Annotated in this window: 14 protein-coding genes; 5 read left to right on the top strand and 9 right to left on the bottom strand. The window is 73.5% G+C overall.

The annotated features are described in order from the left end of the window. Positions 1 to 35 precede the first annotated feature (35 nt). Positions 36 to 1,595: a flavin monoamine oxidase family protein gene (locus tag ACFWIA_RS14905; RefSeq protein ID WP_387004228.1), complete on the bottom strand. Its 1,560-nt coding sequence runs from the start codon at positions 1,593 to 1,595 to the stop codon at positions 36 to 38. 391 nt (positions 1,596 to 1,986) lie between these two features. On the opposite strand from ACFWIA_RS14905, the gene ACFWIA_RS14900 reads away from it, so the two are divergent. After that, complete coding sequence (locus tag ACFWIA_RS14900; RefSeq protein WP_387004227.1) at positions 1,987 to 2,835, top strand: alpha/beta hydrolase; 849 nt, start codon at positions 1,987 to 1,989, stop codon at positions 2,833 to 2,835. A gap of 30 nt (positions 2,836 to 2,865) precedes the next feature. On the opposite strand, the gene ACFWIA_RS14895 is transcribed toward ACFWIA_RS14900, so the two are convergent. Genes ACFWIA_RS14895 through ACFWIA_RS14885 form a run of 3 tightly spaced genes read right to left on the bottom strand, consistent with a single transcriptional unit; the run spans position 2,866 to position 6,230 of the window. Next, on the bottom strand, positions 2,866 to 3,402 hold the full coding sequence (locus ACFWIA_RS14895; protein ID WP_387004224.1) for a flavin reductase family protein: 537 nt from the start codon (positions 3,400 to 3,402) through the stop codon (positions 2,866 to 2,868). After that, positions 3,399 to 4,664: a cation:proton antiporter gene (locus ACFWIA_RS14890; RefSeq protein WP_387004221.1), complete on the bottom strand. Its 1,266-nt coding sequence runs from the start codon at positions 4,662 to 4,664 to the stop codon at positions 3,399 to 3,401. The genes ACFWIA_RS14895 and ACFWIA_RS14890 overlap by 4 nt, the downstream gene beginning before the upstream one ends. Before the next feature lie 24 nt (positions 4,665 to 4,688). Further along, positions 4,689 to 6,230: a tryptophan halogenase family protein gene (locus tag ACFWIA_RS14885; RefSeq protein WP_387004218.1), complete on the bottom strand. Its 1,542-nt coding sequence runs from the start codon at positions 6,228 to 6,230 to the stop codon at positions 4,689 to 4,691. A gap of 442 nt (positions 6,231 to 6,672) precedes the next feature. Between ACFWIA_RS14885 and ACFWIA_RS14880 the strand changes: the two genes are divergently transcribed. The 3 genes from ACFWIA_RS14880 (at position 6,673) to ACFWIA_RS14870 (ending at position 9,143) form a co-directional block, all read left to right on the top strand. Then, the gene (locus ACFWIA_RS14880) at positions 6,673 to 7,971 is read left to right on the top strand and encodes an MFS transporter (protein ID WP_387004216.1); all 1,299 of its coding nucleotides are present in this window, start codon (positions 6,673 to 6,675) and stop codon (positions 7,969 to 7,971) included. 207 nt (positions 7,972 to 8,178) lie between these two features. Further along, on the top strand, positions 8,179 to 8,727 hold the full coding sequence (locus ACFWIA_RS14875) for a TetR/AcrR family transcriptional regulator (protein WP_387004443.1): 549 nt from the start codon (positions 8,179 to 8,181) through the stop codon (positions 8,725 to 8,727). Continuing rightward, positions 8,724 to 9,143 carry a DUF6069 family protein gene (locus ACFWIA_RS14870; RefSeq protein ID WP_387004213.1) on the top strand — a complete coding sequence of 140 codons (420 nt, stop codon included), beginning with the start codon at positions 8,724 to 8,726 and terminating at the stop codon, positions 9,141 to 9,143. Before ACFWIA_RS14875 ends, ACFWIA_RS14870 begins: the two co-directional genes overlap by 4 nt. A gap of 74 nt (positions 9,144 to 9,217) precedes the next feature. On the opposite strand, the gene ACFWIA_RS14865 is transcribed toward ACFWIA_RS14870, so the two are convergent. The 5 genes from ACFWIA_RS14865 to ACFWIA_RS14845 all read right to left on the bottom strand — a co-directional run bounded on the left by ACFWIA_RS14865 (position 9,218) and on the right by ACFWIA_RS14845 (position 15,414). Continuing rightward, positions 9,218 to 10,537 (bottom strand): MFS transporter, encoded by a 1,320-nt coding sequence (locus ACFWIA_RS14865; protein WP_387004210.1) that lies wholly within the window; start codon positions 10,535 to 10,537, stop codon positions 9,218 to 9,220. Continuing rightward, complete coding sequence (locus ACFWIA_RS14860) at positions 10,534 to 11,658, bottom strand: PLP-dependent cysteine synthase family protein (protein WP_387004208.1); 1,125 nt, start codon at positions 11,656 to 11,658, stop codon at positions 10,534 to 10,536. Before ACFWIA_RS14860 ends, ACFWIA_RS14865 begins: the two co-directional genes overlap by 4 nt. A gap of 103 nt (positions 11,659 to 11,761) precedes the next feature. Then, positions 11,762 to 12,169, bottom strand: coding sequence for a hypothetical protein (locus ACFWIA_RS14855; RefSeq protein ID WP_387004205.1), 408 nt, complete (start codon positions 12,167 to 12,169; stop codon positions 11,762 to 11,764). A 171-nt stretch (positions 12,170 to 12,340) separates the two neighbouring features. Further along, complete coding sequence (locus ACFWIA_RS14850; protein WP_387004202.1) at positions 12,341 to 12,793, bottom strand: hypothetical protein; 453 nt, start codon at positions 12,791 to 12,793, stop codon at positions 12,341 to 12,343. 152 nt (positions 12,794 to 12,945) lie between these two features. Further along, a complete protein-coding gene (locus tag ACFWIA_RS14845; protein ID WP_387004199.1) occupies positions 12,946 to 15,414 on the bottom strand; it encodes a polysaccharide lyase 8 family protein in 2,469 nt (822 codons plus the stop codon). Between the two features lie 390 nt (positions 15,415 to 15,804). Here ACFWIA_RS14845 and ACFWIA_RS14840 point away from each other — a divergent pair, with 390 nt between their 5' ends. Continuing rightward, positions 15,805 to 16,917 carry a substrate-binding domain-containing protein gene (locus ACFWIA_RS14840; RefSeq protein ID WP_387004196.1) on the top strand — a complete coding sequence of 371 codons (1,113 nt, stop codon included), beginning with the start codon at positions 15,805 to 15,807 and terminating at the stop codon, positions 16,915 to 16,917. The last annotated feature ends 159 nt before the right edge of the window (positions 16,918 to 17,076 follow it).

Raw genomic sequence — 17,076 nt, 5'->3', positions numbered from 1 at the left:
ACCTCCTGGGTGGCAGGTGCGGTGGCCCTCCGGCGTCACCGGGCGCCACCGGCGTCCGCCCGGGGCCCGGCGGTCGACGCCCGGCGGGGCGCGGCGTGCGCATGGATCTCCTCGGCGGCGGCCAGCCCCGACGCGAGGGCGCCCTCGATCCACGCGGGCGTCGACGAACAGTGTTCCCCGGCGAAGAACAGGGCGCCCTGGGACACGGCGGCCAGGGCGCGTTCCTCCTCCGCGGTGACGGGGTCCTTGCTCCAGCGCACCGAGGCGGCGCCCCGGCTCAACGGGTCCTCGCCCCACACCTGGCTCTCGGAGCCGAGGACCATGCCGGGCGCACCGAGTTCGGGGTGCACGGCGCTGAGTTCGCCGAGGACGGTGCCGACGCGCTTCTCCCGGGGCACCTCGCTCAGGGCCTCCGCGTCCGGGCCGATGGTGTAGCTGGCGAGCAGCGCCGCACCGAGCCTGGGGTCGCTCTCCACGGGCGGGTAGTAGGTCTGGCGGGTGAGTCCGCCGGTGAAGGAGCCGCCGCCGCTGATGCCGTCGTGCTCCCAGAAGGCCTCCCGACAGTGGAGTGCGATCTTGGTGGCGGGCCAGTACTGCATGTCGTTGACCACCGCGGTCTTCTCCGGGGCGACGCCCGTGAGCGGCATCCGGCGCAGCACCGAGAACGGCAGGGTGCACAGGACGTGGTCACAGAGCAACCGGCGGACCGCGAGGCCGTGTCGGACGTCGACCAGGACCCCGTCCGGCCGTACGTGCAGTCCGAGGACCCGCTGTCCCCAGCGCACCGGGCCGCGCAGCCGCCGGGCCAGCCGCCCGGGTATCTGGTCCATGCCCCCGTCGAGTCGGAACAACGCCGACGAGGTCTCGGTGACCACGTCGTTGAAGAAGTAGCGGAACCTGCCGTTCGCCGCGAACCCCTGGTGGTGGGCGAAGAATCGGTTCAGGTCGACGCGCTGGACGGGGCCGTCCACGAGGTACGGGCGGACGTCGATGTCCGCGAGCAGGTCGAGCAGTTCCCCGTGGAGTCCGGAGAGCAGGGCCCGCCCGAAGGTGCCGGGGGCGACGGCGTCGACGCTCGCGGCGAGCCAGGCGGCGCACAGCACGGTTTCGGGTCGGTAGCGGTGGCCCGGTGGCAGGCTCCGGCGGAACTCCTCCACGAGCGCCGGCGAGGCGTCCCGGACCCGGACGTGCCCCGCGGTGGTCTCCAGGTAGCTGGCGTCGTCCGAGAAGAGGGGCCGGAACTGTCGCACCCGGTCGCTCAGTCCCAACCGGTCGATCCACTGCATGGTGAGGCGGTGGGCGGCGGGGATGCGCATCGCGCCGAGTTCGACGAGCGGGCCGTGGCCGCGGCCGGCGAAGCCGTGCGTACGGACCCGGCCGCCGGGACGCAACCGGGCTTCCAGCACCTGGACGCGGTGGCCGAGCCGTTCGAGTTCGTGGGCGGCCACCAGTCCGGCTATGCCGGCGCCGAGCACGGTGATCCGTTTGGGCCCCGCCGCCGGGGGCGCGGGGGCGGGGAGCAGCGGATCACGGGGGGACGTGGGGGACGGGGACGGACGGGCCGTGCCCGTGGCGGTGGGGCCGTTCCTGCGCACCGGACTCCTTCGGAGGGGGACGAGATCGGATGGGGAGAAGGGGAGGGGACGGATCGGGGTGGCGCATCTGCCCGGCCGCGGGCCGGTGGGGTGCCGAAGGGCCGACCGTGGGCCCTCGCGGCTGCGGAACCGCCGGTGGCGGGCGCCGTGCAGGGGCGACGGCCAGGGCGTGGAACCCACGCCGCCCATCGTGCGGGGGTGGGGGTGGGACCCACATCCCCACGCGTCGGTGGGGCTTGACGGTTTGCGGGTGCCGGGTGCGCCCGTACCTGCACGCCGTGGCGTCCCACACCGTGCGAGCCAGCGGAATCCCCCGTGCGACGAATCGTCCGCCCCCGCCCGGGGGCAGGCTGTCCGTCCCGGTTCCCGAGCCGAACGGAGTGTGTGAGTGATGGAGGATCCCACCGTGCGGGTGGAACCACCCCGGATCGGATCGAGCGGGTCGCGCACCCATCTGCGCACCCATGACGGCTTGTGGCTCTCGGGCACCTTGACCCCCGCGGATCCCGCGGCGGGTGGGGAGGGGGCCCGGGCGGCCCTGTTCCTGCACGCCGAGGGGGCCACCCGGGAACAGGGCGGTCTGTACACCACCGTGGCGCACGCGCTGGCGCGCGGCGGGGTGACGGGTCTCCGCTTCGACCTGCCAGGCCACGGGGTGAGCGAGGGCCGGCAGGCCGAGCTGAGTCTGTCCGGGCTGCTCAATGTGATCAGCGCGGGGAGCCGTCTGTTGCGGGAGCGGACCGGGGCCGAGCAGGTCGACCTGGTCGCGGCGGGCCTCACCGGCGGGGTGGCCGCGGGGTATGCGGCGCGCCGCGGCGACGAGGTGGGCCGGCTGGTGCTGTGCGATCCGCTGATCGACTACAAGGAGCACTTCGTGGACGGCTCCACCGCGTGGCACGACGGCTATCTCGACGAGGTGACGGGGCGGGAGCTGGTCGCGGACGGCCGGGTGCGGTACTCCCCCGGTCTGCTGCTGGGCCGGGCGATGCTCAACGAGGTCTTCTGGCTCCAGCCGCGCGGGGTACTGGGTGCGATCACCGCACCGACCCTGATCGTGCACGGCAGCGGCGCTTCCACCGTTCCGTTGCGTTCCTCGCGGACCGCTGCCGACGCGCTCACCGGCGAGTCCCGGTTGCAGCAGGTGACGGGGTCGCCGCGCAGTCGCCGCGCCGCCGCGGCGACCGCGGCGGTGGGCTGGCTCCTCGGCAGCGGCGCCGTCAGACGGGCCGTCGACCCGTGAGCACCCTCCCGAAGGGGATCGTGTCTCGGGTCAGGTGACGGTGTGGCCCGGGGGGACCTCCTCCCCGTCGTGCGGCCACACGGCGTACCGTCGCAGGCCGTACAGCAGGGGCCGGGGCACCCGGTGCTGCCGCACTCCGTACACCTCGCCGAAGACGACGGTGTGACTGCCGACCACCTGGTGGCCGCTGATCACGCAGTCCGCGACGGTGTGCGCGTCGTCGACGAGGTGGGGGCCACCGCGGCCCCCGCCCTGCTCCCAGCGCACCTGGTCGAAGCGGTGCGGGGCACCGGAGGCGAACAGTTCGGCGGTGGCGCGCGCCCCGTCGTGCAGGAGGTTCACCGCGAACAGGCCCGCCCGGAGCATGGTGTCCAGGGTGGGGCTGCCCACGCGTACGCACACCAGCAACGTCGGCGGTGTCAGCGAGACCGCGCACACCGCGGAGCAGGTCATGCCCCAGGGCCGCCCGGACGTCGTGTCGGCCGCGGTGAGCACGGCGACCCCGCTGGGGAACCCCGCCATCAGTGCGCGGAACCGGGTGGGGGTGATCGTGTCGGACAGGTTCACTGCACACCGCCTTGGAGCGTGCGCGGCTCGCGACGGGCCGCGCAGTGATCGATGAGGGAGAGCAGCGGTCCGGTCAGACCGGTCGTGGCCAGCGCCATCACCAGCATCGCGAGGAACAGGCCGGGGGTGAGGATGCCCGCCGCGTAGCCGACCTGGAGGACGACGATCTCGGTGAGGCCCCGGGTGTTGACGAGGACGCCGACGCGCAGCGCGGTGACCCGGTCCTCCCCGGCCCAGCGGGCGCCGAGGTACCCCCCGCCCACCTTGCCGATGACGGCCAGAGCGGTGCACAGCAGCGTCGCGGCCCAGGGCAGCGTCGCGCGGGACTCGGTGAACAGGGTGATTCCGGTGCCGACGAAGAACACCGGCAGCAGCAGCCGTCCGAGCCGGACGACCGGCTCGATCACCCCCTCCCAGGGTCCGGCCCGGGTCTTGGGCAGGAGCACCCCGGCGAGGAAGGCGCCGAGGACGACGGTCAGTCCGGCCTCGCGCGCCCCGGCCGCCGCGGCCAGGGCGATGGCCCCGAGGACGACGGCCGCGGCCCTCGGATGCCGTCCGGCCGCCGCGTCGACGTACGGGCGTCCCAGGGCCGAACGTCCCCACCGGGTCACCAACACACCGGCTCCGAGCGCCGCGAACGCGCCGGCCACGCCCCACACTCCGCCGGCCGCCAGTCCGAGGGCCACCGCGAGCAGCAACCAGGCCACGGTGTCCAGCAGGATGGCGGACAGCAGGGCGAGCGGAGCGGAACGGCCGAGCCCGGTCCCGCGTTCGTCGATGATGCACGCCAGTACGGGGACCGCGGTGACGCTCATCGCCACCGTCAGCATCACCACCAGCGCGGACAGCGGAGCCGTTCCGAGCAGGGCGGGCCCCCCGGCCCACCCCACCCATCCGGCGAACACCAGCCCGGTCAGCAGCGGCAGCAGGAACACCCCGGCCGTCACCCGGAGCACGGTGCGGTTCCCCCGGTCGGCCGCACCGCGGTCCAGGCCGTGGACGACACCGACGAGGAACAGGACGAGGCCGATCTCGCCGACCGCCTTGAGGGGGTCGGCGAGTTGCTCGGGGAACAGCGTGTCGAACCGGTGCCTGCCGACGACGGCGAGCAGTGCGGGGCCGACCAGCAGGCTGACCAGGATCTCCCCGATCACGAGCGGTAATCCCAGCCACCCGGCGACGACCCGCCCGACGGCCGCGACCAGAGCGAGGACTCCCAACAGGGCGAGCAGGTGCAGCCCCGCCACCAGCAGATCCGTCATGATCCACGGCTCCCGGCGCCGCGGTCAGCGGGACTGGGCGAAGTAGGCGTACTGGCTGGGCAGGGAACGTTTCAGCTCGTCGGCCTGGGCGGCGAGCAGCCGGAACTCGCGCTGCGCGGCGGTGGGGTCGAGGAGCCGGAGCCCGGGCGACGGCGACAGCGGAATACCGCCGAGCCCGAGGACCATGCACACATAGGAGTACGCCTCGAATCCGTGGTAGTGCGGATAGACGGACTCGGCGTGCGGGAGTTTCGTGCGCCACTGCTCGATGCGTTCGGCGAGGGAGTCGGGGATCTTCCGGGTCTTGGTGTCCTTCCAGTACGCGTTGTCCGCGCGTGCGGCGGCGTAGTAGTGCAGGACGAGGAATTCCCGTACGCCGTCCATGCAGCGCCCGACGAGCCGGTTGTAGGAGTCGCGCAGTCCGGGGTTCCAATCGGAGTCCGGGAAGTGTTTGACGAGTTGTTCCACGGCGTGCTGGATGAAGAAGATCCCGGTGGATTCCAGCGGCTCGACGAATCCGCTCGCCAGTCCCACCGCGATGCAGTTGTTGACCCAGGAACGGCGGGTGCGGCCGATCCGCATGCGGAGGTGGTTGGCCTCCAGGTCGTCGGCTGCGGGTCCGACGAAGGCGCGCAGGGTGCGTTCGGCGTCCTCGGCCGAGCAGTAGTCGCGCGCGTAGACGTAGCCGGTGCCGATCCGGCCGTACAGCGGGATCGTCCAGATCCAGCCGGCGTCCTGGGCGGTGGCCGTGGTGCAGGGGCGCAGCCCCCGGCGCTCCATGTCGACGGGGACCCGCAGGGCCACCGCGCTGTCGTTGGGCAGGGTCTCCTGGTACGAGTCGAAGGGCTCGCCGACCGCCTCGTTGATCAGCAGGCCGCGGAAGCCCGAGCAGTCCACGAAGAGGTCACCGGCCAGGTCACCGCTGGTGCGGGTGGCCACATGGGTGATCCAGCCGCGTGCGTCCTGCGCCACCCGCACCACGTCGTCCACCACGTGCCGCACCCCCCGGGCCACGGCGTAGTCGCGCAGGTATCCGGCGAGCAGCGCGGCGTCGAAGTGGTAGGCGTAGGGGAACTGGGTGCCCTGTTCGGTCAGGGTGCTGCGGCCGGGCGACCGGTCGGCCAGGTCGCCCTCGAAAAGCGAACCGTCCAGGTGGCGCGGCGACCTCTCGTTGTCGCAGAGGGTGCCGACGAGGAAGCACTCCTCGTCGAAGCGGCCGGCCGGGGCGGACCGGGCCAGCCACCAGTCGGGCAGGGAGAAGCCGGCGACCACCCGCTGCCGCTCGAACGGGTGGTAGAAGTGGTGCCCCGGCGCCCGCCAGTTCTCGAACCGGATTCCCAGTTTGTACGTGGCGTTGCACGCGGGCATCCAATCCCGCTCGGCCAGCCCCAGGTACTCGAAGAAGTGCCGGACGGTGCTGAAGGTGGCTTCCCCCACGCCGATCGTCGGGACCCGATCGGATTCGACCACGGTGACGGATATCCGGTCCCCGAATGCGGCACTCAGGTAGGACGCCGTCATCCAGCCCGACGTTCCCCCACCGACGACGACGATGCTCTCCAGCATGGGCAACCTCCGAGAAGGGCAGGTGCCGTGACCCGCGCGACCGCGGACGGTCCGGCAGCACTGCGTTGGTGTCGCGGATCTCGCTGTTCTCGCGGATCCCGCTGATTCCGGTGATGGTGCGAGTGCCGAATGCGGCGATGTCCGGAAGGCTAGGCGCATGTGTCGCCCGACGGGGGCCGCTCGCCGGGCGGGGCCGCACGAACCATGCGCACGCGTGGGCTGGGGCGGGGCCGGGACCGGGCAGGCCGCCCGGCGACCCGCACGCACCCCGGTCACGACGAGGGGTCGCACACGGTCCGGCACACGGCACCGTCCGTGCCCCCGACGTGCGCTCCGTCCGGGCCGGGCCGGGGCGTAACCGGCGCCGGGTGAGCGGCGTTGGTCCGGTATGTCTTCCCGTCGCCCTCCGTCGTCCGCGTCCGGCCGGAGCGGAGCCCCGTCGATGTTGCGGCTCGCGACCGCCTCCCTGATCGGGACCGCCGTCGAGTTCTACGACTTCTTCGTGTACGGCACCGCTGCCGCGCTGGTGCTGGGCCCGTTGTTCTTCCCGTCCTTCTCCCCGTTGGCCGGGACCCTCGCCGCGTTCGCCACCTTCGGCGTCGGCTTCGTGGCCCGTCCACTGGGGTCCGTCGTGTTCGGGCACATCGGTGACCGCTACGGACGGCGTCCCGTGCTGTTCGGCTCGCTGTTGCTGACCGGGGCGGCCACCGTGGCGGTGGGGTGCGTGCCGACGTACGCGTCGATCGGGGCGGCGGCTCCCGCGCTGCTGCTGGTGCTGCGTTTCCTCCAGGGCATCGGCCTGGGCGGCGAGTGGGGCGGGGCGGTGCTGCTCACGGCCGAACACGCGCCCGCCGGCCGGCGCGGACTGTGGGGGAGCTTCCCGCAGATGGGTCCGCCGCTGGGGTTCCTCCTCGCCAACGGCATGATGCTGGCCCTTTCGGCCCAGCTGACGGATGCCCAGTTCCAGTCCTGGGGATGGCGGGTGCCGTTCTGGGCGGCCGGCCTGCTCGCCGCGGCCGGCCTGGTGCTGCGCTCCTCCCTGACGGAGACCCCGCAGTTCCGCGAACTGAGCGAATCGGGGCAACGCGCGGGCGCACCCGTGACCGAAGTCCTGCGCGGACACTGGCGGTTGGTGCTGCTCACCGCGGGCGCGCTGTCCGTGGGGTACGCGACCTTCTACTCGGTGTCGACCTGGGCACTCGCCTACGGAACGGATCGGGTCGGCGTCAGCTCCTCGGTGATGCTGACGTGCGTGATGGTGGCGGTCGCGGTCAAGGGGGCGCTGACGCCGGCCGTCGCGCTGCTCAGCGACCGGGTGGGCCGGCGTCCGCTGTGCCTGGCGGGCAGCGCCCTCTCGGTGGTGTGGATGTTCCCGCTGGTCGCACTCTTGGACACGGGGGAACCGGTGCTGATGTTCCTGGGGTTCATGGTGGCGTTGATCGCCTTCGTCACGATGTTCGCGGTGATCGCGGCGTACCTTCCGGAGCTCTACGAGCCGCGGATGCGCTGCACCGGGGCGGCGGTGGGGTACAACCTGGCCGGAGTGCTCGGCGGGGCGGTGACCCCCCTCGTCGCCACGGCACTGTCGGAGGGCGCCCGGCCGCCGTGGGGGGTCGCCGGCTGGCTGACCGGGGTCGCGGTGTTGAGCCTGGCCTGTTTCGTCGCGCTGCCCGAGACACGGCCGGCGCCGGAGCCGGTGGCCGTGCGGGAGACGCCCGGGGAGGAGGCCGCGCGGGTGTAGGGGGGTGGTGGCCGGGCCGCGAAGCCGCCGGTGAACCGGGGCCCACTCACGGGCACTTCGCCCTGGCGTTCCACGGAGTGAGTCCTCACTCATTGACGGAGTGAGGACTCACTCCGTAGTCTCGTCGTCATGACAGCACCCGACGGGAACCGCAACCGAACCACCCGCCGCCGCGCCCCCGGCATGTCGCCGGAGCAGCGGCGCGCGATGATCATCCAGACCACGATCCCGCTGATCGCCGAGTACGGCGCCGCGGTCACCACCGCGAAGGTCGCCCGTGCCGCGGGCATCGGCGAGGGCACGATCTTCCGGGTCTTCGCCGACAAGGACGAGTTGCTGCAAGCCTGCCTGGCGGAGGCGCTCTCCCCCGAACACGCGGTGCGCGAACTCGACGCGATCGAGGTGTCGCAGCCGCTGCCCGACCGACTCGTGGAGGCGGCGCAGGCGTTGCAGGCACACCTGTCCCGCATGGGCGCGATCGCCGGCTCGTTGCACACCTCAGGACACCGCGGCGGCAAGCATCCCGGCACGGTGCGCGGCGCGGGGCGCGAGGAGTCGGCGACCCGCATCCGCGCAGCCCTCGTGGATCTGCTGGAGCCCGACAAGGCCGCATGGCGACGACCGCCGGAGCAGATCGCGGCCCTCTTCTTCGGGCTGCTCTTCACCCATGCGCACCTGGAGGACGAGCTGGCGCTGTCCACGCAGGAACTGGTGGAGGTCTTCTTGCACGGCGCGCTCGCGGGCGGCACCACTTGAGCGCGCGGGGTGGGCGCTGGGGGGTGTCGGGCCTCGCGGTCCTGGCGCCCCTGCTGGTGTGGCTGGTCGCGGACCCGCTGCTGGGGCACCGGCTGCGGATCGTCGACGGCGGGCAGACGCTCGACATCGGCGTGGTGGCGGTGGGGTTAGCCGCGCTGCTGGCGGTGCTCGCCGGCTGGGGGCTGTTGGCCGCTCTGGAGCGGTTCGGGGTACGGCGTGCCCGTGCCGTCTGGACCGGGGTTGCCGTCGCCGTACTCGCCGTGTCCTTCCTGCCGTTGACCGGCGACGGCATGAACGGCGGCACTCGGGCCGTGCTGGCGCTGATGCATCTGGCGGTGGCGGGGGTGCTGGTCCCGGGCCTGCGCACGAAGGCTGTCGACGCGGCGACCGTGCACCGGCACGGCGGGCAGGAGTGACGGTGGGGCAGGGGTGACGGTGGGGCAGGGGTGACGGTGGGGCAGGCACCAGACGCCTGCCCCACCGTCCGGGCTCAGACGGTCACGGGCCGGGCGGGTGCCAAACGGCCCGCCCGGTGCAGGGCGTGCAGTGCCACCGCACTACCGAGGCCCAGGACGCCCAACGCGGCCCAGGGCAACGCGGGCGCTCCGGCGGCACGGGAGGCATCGACTGCCGCGCCGGTCACCAGGTTGCCGAGCGTGATGCCGATGCCGCAGACCGTCTGGTAGAAGCCGTAGTGCGTGGCCACCCATCGGCCCCCGGCGAGACGGACCACGATGTCCATCTCGAACGGGTAGGCGATCATCGTGCCGACGGCCAGGAGCAGTGCGGCCAGTGCAGGTGGCAGCGCGGCGAGCAGCCACCGAGCGGTGCCCGCTTCGGGGACCGGCAGTGCCGTCGCCACCAGCAGGGGGACGAAGGCCAGGCCCATCACCACGAGGCCGATCGCCACCGCGACTCCGGGCTCCCACCGTGCTCCGCACCAGGCGGTCATCCGGGTCTGGCCGAGGATCGTGCACACCCCGGACACCACGAAGAGGAGGGCGACGGCGGCGGTCGCGCCACCTCCCTCGCCGCCGATCCTGCGCACCTCCAGCGGGAGCGCCAGATAGACCTGGAAGGTGAGGACGTACGACCCGGTCATGGCGAGGGAGAAGAGCAGGAAGGAACGGTGGGCGAGGATGCCGCGCCACTGGCGGAGCACCCCGCCCGGCGGTCCGTCCCCCGTTGCCTTCTCCGTGCCCGGGGCCGCGCCCGTGTCCGGGTCCCGGGGGCGGGGCGGCAGGGCCTTGATCTGGACGACGGACAGCACGGCGAAGAGGCCCGCCGCGACGAGACAGGTCAGTGAGAAGTCGACCCCGGTCAACACCAGGCCGACGAGCGGGCCGAGCAGGATGCCCGCCTGGTAGAAGACCTGGAACAGGGCGAACGCCTCGACCCTGCGGTCCCCCGCGTCCGCCGCCAGGTACGCGCGCACCGCAGGGTTGAACAGCGCACCCGCGAGACCCGCCACCGCGGACGCGGCGATGAGCGCGGGGACGGAGCTGACCAGTCCGAGGGCGGCGAACCCGAGGGTCCGCAGGACGCATCCGGCGACGATCATCGGCTTGTGGCCGAGCCGGTCGGCGAGGGTGCCGCCGACCAGGAACATGCCCTGTTGGCTGAAGTTGCGCACGCCGAGGACGAGGCCCACGGCCCAGGCGGCGAGCCCGAGGGTGCCGGACAGGTGTGCCGCGAGGTACGGCATCAGCATGTAGAAGCCGAGGTTGATGGTGAACTGGTTGACGAGGAGGAGTTGCACCCCGCGCGGATGGCTGCGCAACTGCGCGAGGGTGCCGGTGGCGCCGGTCACCGGGCGTCCGCCGCGTTCGCCGCGTGGGCCGTGCCGGCGCCCGCCGCGGGGGCGAGCGGGTCTCGGACGTCGACGCACCGGGTCCAGCGGACGACCTCCTTCTCGCTCGCGCTGCCCACCACTTCGGGCGCGGGCGGCGGCGGGCCGGTGAGGAGCCCGTGCCGCGTGCAGTAGTCGTCGTCGTACACCGTCGACAGATAGCGCTGCGGCCCGTCGGGGAAGACCGCGGCGATCCGGGTGTCGGGGGTGTCGGTGCGGGCCAGCCAACCGGCGACGAGTGCGACCGCTCCGACGCTCCAGCCCCCCGTGGCGTAGTGGGAGGCGGCGAGGGTGCGGCAGGTCCACACGGCTTCCGCCGGGGCCACCCAGTGGACTTCGTCGAAGAGTCCGTAGTCCACGTTGCGCGGATGGATGCTGGAGCCGAGGCCGCGCATCAGTCGTGGCCGCGCGGGCTGGCCGAAGATGGTCGAGCCGACGGTGTCGACGCCCACGATCCGGACGTCCGGGTAGAGCTGGCGCAGGACCCGGCCCACACCGGCCGAGTGTCCGCCGGTGCCGACGCTGCACACGAGGGTGTCGACGTGTCCGAGCTGTGCGGCCAGTTCGAGGGCGAGCGGGGTGTACGCGGTGGTGTTGTCCGGGTTGTTGTACTGGTCGGGGCACCAGGAGCCGGGTTCCTGAGCGAGCAGAGCGGTGACCCGGTCGCGCCGCGCCTGCTGCCAACCGCCCACCGGGTGGGGTTCGGTGACGACGTCGACGCGGGTGCCGTGCACGGCGAGGAGGCGGGTCATGGACGGTTCGAGTCCGGGGTCGGTCACCAGGGTGACGGGGTGGTCGTGGACCATTCCGGCGAGCGCCAGTCCGAGTCCGAGGGTGCCGCTGGTCGACTCGACGATCCGGCTCCCGGGAAGCAACGTGCCGCGGGAGCGGGCCCGTTCGACCATGTGGAGGGCGGTCCGGTCCTTGATGCCGCCCGGGTTGAAGCCTTCGAGCTTGGCCCAGAAGCCGCGGCCCCGGGGGGTCAGGGGAGCCGAGACCCGCAGCAGCGGGGTGTTCCCCACCAGCGCGGGGAGGGCCGAACCGGTGGGTGTGGTCGTGGTGGTGTCACGTAGGGACTGCATGTCCTTCGCTTTCCTTCGATGGGTGCACGGGTGCGCTCATCTCGCGCCCGGCTGCGAAGCGGCCGGTGCGCGGCGGCCGGGGTTCCGGCCACGGGAAGGCGGTCTAGATCCGCCACCGCGAGGTGTGGACCAAGGTGGCTCTGCCGGTGCGCCCGCCTATGTGACGGCGCAGGGGGCTGCGGCGGCACGCCCTCGGCACGGCCGCCACGGCGAGGGCGATCAGTGCGGCGGTACCGGGGGCCGGGGGGAGGTCCGGGGCGGCGACCGGCAGTCGCTGTGCCTGGTCGGTGGCGCACTCCTCGCCGCCGTGGTGGTCGCCGGGCTGGTGGTGCTCGGAGCTGGCGGGTGCGGGGGCGGCTGCCACCGGGAGCGGCCCGGAACCGTGTCCGTCCGGTTCGAGGGGGCCGTGGGCGAGGACGCACCATCCCAGGGCGGCGAGGACGACGCCGCGGACGAGGGCGGTCAGGATGCGGGCGGAAGGAGGGCGGGGGCCGTTTCGGCGGGGGTGCACGGGCGGGCGGTGCTTCGGCAACGGGGTTTCTCCGTACGCCCGTCGACCGCACGGGAGGCCGTGGGCCTCGGCGGTTGCAGGGCGCGAAGTGGTGGGGGGGGCGGCCCTCGGACGTGCGGAGGGCGGGGCGGTGGAGCGGGGGCGGCGCACGACCGGGGCCGTGCGTGCGCTCTACACCTGTTGGACGACGGTGGAGCCTCGGCCCGCGGCGGGCCCGGGGAGGGGTGCCGTCGGTGTTCCGCGGCCGGCCGGGGTCAGGTGCGGGAGGGCCGCGGGACGGGCACCGGGGGCGGCGGCCTGGGCCGGAGCGCTGGGGCCCGACGGCAACGGGCCGGAGGCGCAGTGTTCGCCCGGGTGTGCGGGCGCGTGGTCGCCGTCGGGCGCGGTCTGCTGCACGGGAGCGGGGCACGCGTCGGCCGGTGCGGGACCGTGCCCCTCGGTGGTGTGGTGCGCGGCGGGGGCGACCCCGAGGTGTGCGGCGGCGTGCCCGGCGGCGCTGTCGGCGTAGACCCCGTGGGCGAGCGCCACGCCGAGCAGCAGCAGGACGAGGGCCGACAACCGCAGCAGGGGTCGGACGGGTTGAACCGCCGACACGTTGCACAGCGGTGACCGGTTCGTCATCACGCCGTGATCGTAGCGTTCCGGGGTGACCGTCCCGGCCGCCACGCGGGCGCAGGGCGACAACCGGCCAGCTATTGGCCGATGCGCGCGGGCCGGGGCCGGGAGCGGGGTCACCAGGCGGGGCACCTCCACGGCGTGTGGAGGTGCCCCCGCGGTCAGGCCAGGGTCAGGGTCGCGGCGTGCACCGCGCCGAGGGTTCCCGCAGTGATGCGCAGACGCAGCGCGGCCCCGGTGCCCAGCACCTGGACCGATGCGTCCTTCGCGGTGACGGCGGCGACCGGGGCGTTCCAGGTCAGGTCGATGGCGGCGCCGTCCCGCAGCGGCCCGCTGACCCGGAGCTCCGCGGTGCTGCCGGTGCGTCGGATCAGGACGGAGGCCGGAGCGCTCGCCGAGACGGCACCCGCGGTGCCCGCGAACCAGAAGTTGATCCCCGTGAAGCCCAGCGAGGGGACCGAAACGCCTTGGACCTCGTCGGAGTTGGCGAGGACCTGGAGCCAACCGGTGTCGTCCGCGCGGGCCGCGGTCTGGGCGCCGGTCGCCCCGGGCATCAGTACGTAGGCGTAGGCGGCCCAGGTGGGATCGGTGCCGTGGTCGCACCACAGGGTGACGTATCGGCGGCTCACCGGGTCCGTGGTGCCGCCGGTGTTGATGTCGGACCAGGCCCCGGTGCGGGTCTCGCGCAGGGCCTTCAGCGGGGCGCCGCCCGGGAAGACGTAACCGCCGTGTCCGGCCAGGTGCGCCCACCGGGCGGTGGGGAAGGTCGCGGTCCAGCCCTGGGAGGCGGGCTGGGCGGCGCCGTCGACGGTCAAGGTGTGGGTGCCGGCCGCGCCGAGGTTGCGGTTGTCGACGACGGACTCGATGCCGACGCCGTCCCGGGCGTGGATGCCGGCGCCCAGGCACACCACCGCGTCGTCGAGGAAGAACCAGGACTTCTTGGCCTTGAGGGTGGAGGACAGGCCCTTGAGGTACTGGCCGACGGCCCCGTAGGTGCCGTCGGTGGCGCCGCCGACCCAGCGCACGTCGGGACGCGCCGCGCCCCAGGCGCCGCCCGCGCCGTCGGCCAGCTTCTTCGTGGAGGCCGTCGTGCCGGGCAGTCGGTAGGGATCGACGGTGGGCCAGAAGCTGTCGCTGTACTGGCCGTTCGCGAAGTCGCTGCCCCACCAGTAGAGCATTCCGGAACCGCTGTGCCAGGCGCGGAGGTTCTCGCCGTTCCCGTTCTCGTAGTGGGTGATGCGCCGGGAGGCCATCGACACGTTCGCCGCCCACCCGGGGCGACGGTGCACCGCGCGGTCCATCGCGGGGAAGAGCCGGTGGCCGATCGGCTCGGGGGCGGCCGGCCCTGCGCCGTCGTTGACGGCCTTGAGCCGGGCGAGTTGGGCGACGCCGAGGGCGGGGCTGGTGAGCAGGGGGTTGATGGTCGCGCGGGATATCCAGCCCTTGACCATCGCGTCCATGCTGCTGCGCTCCGCGGGGGAACCGCTCTGCGCCAGCAGGGCGATGCAGGCGATGATGGCGTGGCCGCGCAGGTGGTCGTCCTGGCGCACGGCCCGGGTGTCGGACTTCTGGAGGCCCCGGCTGATGGAACGCCCGGAGACGCTGTCCATGGCGAGGCCGTTGTACAGGAACGGCGCGTACGCCTGGCCCACGGAGTCCAGTACGATCTGCCGGCCGCTGTCGGTGACCTCCCACTGCGAACCCTTGAGGAGGGTGAACAGCAGGGACAGTCCGCCGAGCATGACGGACCCGTAGGAACCGGTGTAGGGAACGGTGCCGTGCTGGATGAACGACCCGTCGGCGTACAGCCCGTCGCCGGAGGTCACGTAGGGGAAGACGGGGGACAGCGCGTCGCGGGCCGTGGCGATCTTGCCGGAGGTCTTGCCGACGACGCCGCGCAGCGCGAGGACCCGGCACAGGTCGACGCGGTTGGCTCCCGTCGAGGTGCCGGTGTACGAGGCGACCACGCTGTCCGGGACGAAGTGGTCGATCGCGGCCATCCAGTTGGTCAACCGGGTGGCGCCCAGGTGGTCGTAGAGGTGCGTGCAGATGTCGAGCAGCGCCTGCGGGATGCCGATCTGCCAGTTGTACCAGTTGCCGTACCGGGCCTGGCCGGCGTTGAACGCCTGGGTGTGCAGGTGGTCGAGGCCGGTCAGCACGTCGGCGAGCAGGCCCGGGTCGCCCGTGAGCCCGGTGCCCGGCTGGGCGTGGGCTTCGGCCAGCGTGCGCAGTCGGTGGTAGCTGATGCCGAGGTTGCCGGAGAAGGTGTACGACTCGGGGTCGAGGTCGGGCTCGGGGTCCGCGTACGGCAGGTCCGGCCACAGGGAGCCGTTCGCCGGGTTCATGGTGGTGCGCAGGGTGCCGGCGGTGGCCCCGAGCGCCGTCAGCTTGGCCGCGTACGGGGCGGCGGCGGGGTCGAATCCGGTGCCGAGCACCAGTTCGCGCCACTTCAGCCGCAGGGCGTCGTACACGTCGGTGGTGGCGTGTGCGGGGAGGGCGGAGACTCCGACGAGCGGAACGGCGGCGGCGGTGGCGATCGAGAGGCGCAGCAGGGTGCGTCGGGAGAGGGAGGGGTGCGGCTGCGCTGCACGGGACGGTCGGCGGGAGGGTCGGGACGCTGCTTCGGACATGGGCAGGACCTCCGGACGGATGAGCGGCCGGACGGGGGATCCGGCACGCGGGCGTATCGGGCTGGGCAGCTGAAGGGGGCTGCGGGCAGCCGGATTCGAGCAAGGGGCGAGCAGGAGAAGGCGAGGCATGAGGGCGGGAAGGGGCGACGCTCGCGACGCTCAAGAGTGAGCGATTTCTAACACGCCCGCTCAAGAAGCGGCAACGGTCTGCACATCTCAGCATCGAATTGACTGTTCGAACATAAACGTTCACAAACGATCGGCCACCGGCTAGGCTTCGGCTCAGCCGGGGAGGGCCGGTGGGCGGGGGCGGGTCGGTACGGGGGAACCAGCAACGGGACCCCGGGAACCGCAAGGCCCCGCGGACAAGGACTAAGGAGACCCATTCACGTGCACGCCGAAGAACGGCACCAGGCGATACTGCGCAGGCTCCGGGAGCACGGCTCGCTGCGGGTCACGGAGTTCGCCGAGGAACTGGGGGTCTCCTCGGTGACCGTCCGCCGTGATGTGGAGGCCCTCGCCGAACGGGGACTGCTGGACCGGGTCCACGGGGGTGCGGTGCAGCGATCCGGTCGCCGGGAACCCCCGGGCGGCGCCCCGCGCGGTCCGCTCGGCGGGACGCCCCGAGCGGTCCCGGCGGGGGGCGCCCCCCTCACCTTCGGGTTGATCGTCCCGGCCGCCGACTACTACTACCCCGACGTCATCAAGGGGGCGCGGGCCGCCGCCGCGGCCCGCGGCATCCGACTGGTCCTCGGCATCTCCCAGTACAGCCCGGCCGAGGAGCAGGCGCAGGCCGCACAGTTGCTGGCGGACGGGGTCGACGGACTGCTCGTCACCCCGTGCGGTCCGGCGGCGGACCAGGCGTGGCTCAACGCGTTGACGGTTCCGCACCTCCTCGTGGAACGCCGCCCCGGCCCGGGGCTCGCGGACACCGAGAGCGTCGTCACCGATCACGCCGCGGGCGCGCTGGCCGCCGTGCGCCACCTCGCCGACCTCGGCCGCCGCCGCATCGGACTGCTGCTGCGCGAGGACAGCCCGCACACCCCGCTGGTCGAGGAGGGCTACCTCGCCGGGCTCGCCGCGGCCGGACTGGACCCCAAAGCCGCGCTCAGGTTGCGGCTGTCGCCGCCGGGCACCGATCCGGCGGGGCGCTCGGCCCCGGTCGAGCGGTTCGCCGACGCAGCGGCGGCGGGCGAACTCGACGGTGCCCTCGTCCACAACGACCACGACGCGATCGTACTGCTCCAACGGCTGCGCGCGCGGGGGCTGCGCGTCCCCGACGACCTCGCGATCGTGGCGTACGACGACGAGGTCGCCGCCCTCGCCGACATCCCGCTCAGTGCCGTCGCGCCGCCCAAGCTCGCGGTGGGCGCCAGTGCGGTCGGCCTGCTGGCCGACCGGCTCGCCGACCCCGGGCGCCCCGGACACCGGCTCGCGATCCTGCCGGAGCTGCGGGTGCGCGCGTCCAGCGCCCCCACGCCCCCGGCGCACCCCGGCGCCTAGTCAGCGCCCCGCGCCGACCCGTCCGGCCCCGACCCGTCCCGTAGCGCCTGCGCTCCAGGGGGGTGGGGGGGGGGGCCCCCCGCCCCCGCCGCCCCCCCCCCCCCCCCCCCCCCCCCCCCCCCCCCCCCCCCCAGAAACCACCCAGAGGCCCACAGTAGG

The sequence above is a fragment of the Streptomyces sp. NPDC127068 genome, from assembly GCF_042724695.1.
Lineage (GTDB): Bacteria > Actinomycetota > Actinomycetes > Streptomycetales > Streptomycetaceae > Streptomyces.
The sequence above is the reverse complement of the archived record's forward strand: the minus strand, read 5'-3'. Positions and strand labels throughout refer to the sequence as shown.

Coding starts and splice junctions, on each gene's coding strand:
- ACFWIA_RS14880 (WP_387004216.1), top strand. CDS start 6,673: ATGTTGCGGCTCGCGACCGCCTCCCTGATCGGGACCGCCGTCGAGTTC.
- ACFWIA_RS14860 (WP_387004208.1), bottom strand. CDS start 11,658: ATGCAGTCCCTACGTGACACCACCACGACCACACCCACCGGTTCGGCC.
- ACFWIA_RS14890 (WP_387004221.1), bottom strand. CDS start 4,664: ATGACGGATCTGCTGGTGGCGGGGCTGCACCTGCTCGCCCTGTTGGGA.
- ACFWIA_RS14900 (WP_387004227.1), top strand. CDS start 1,987: ATGGAGGATCCCACCGTGCGGGTGGAACCACCCCGGATCGGATCGAGC.
- ACFWIA_RS14875 (WP_387004443.1), top strand. CDS start 8,179: ATGATCATCCAGACCACGATCCCGCTGATCGCCGAGTACGGCGCCGCG.
- ACFWIA_RS14885 (WP_387004218.1), bottom strand. CDS start 6,230: ATGCTGGAGAGCATCGTCGTCGTCGGTGGGGGAACGTCGGGCTGGATG.
- ACFWIA_RS14845 (WP_387004199.1), bottom strand. CDS start 15,414: ATGTCCGAAGCAGCGTCCCGACCCTCCCGCCGACCGTCCCGTGCAGCG.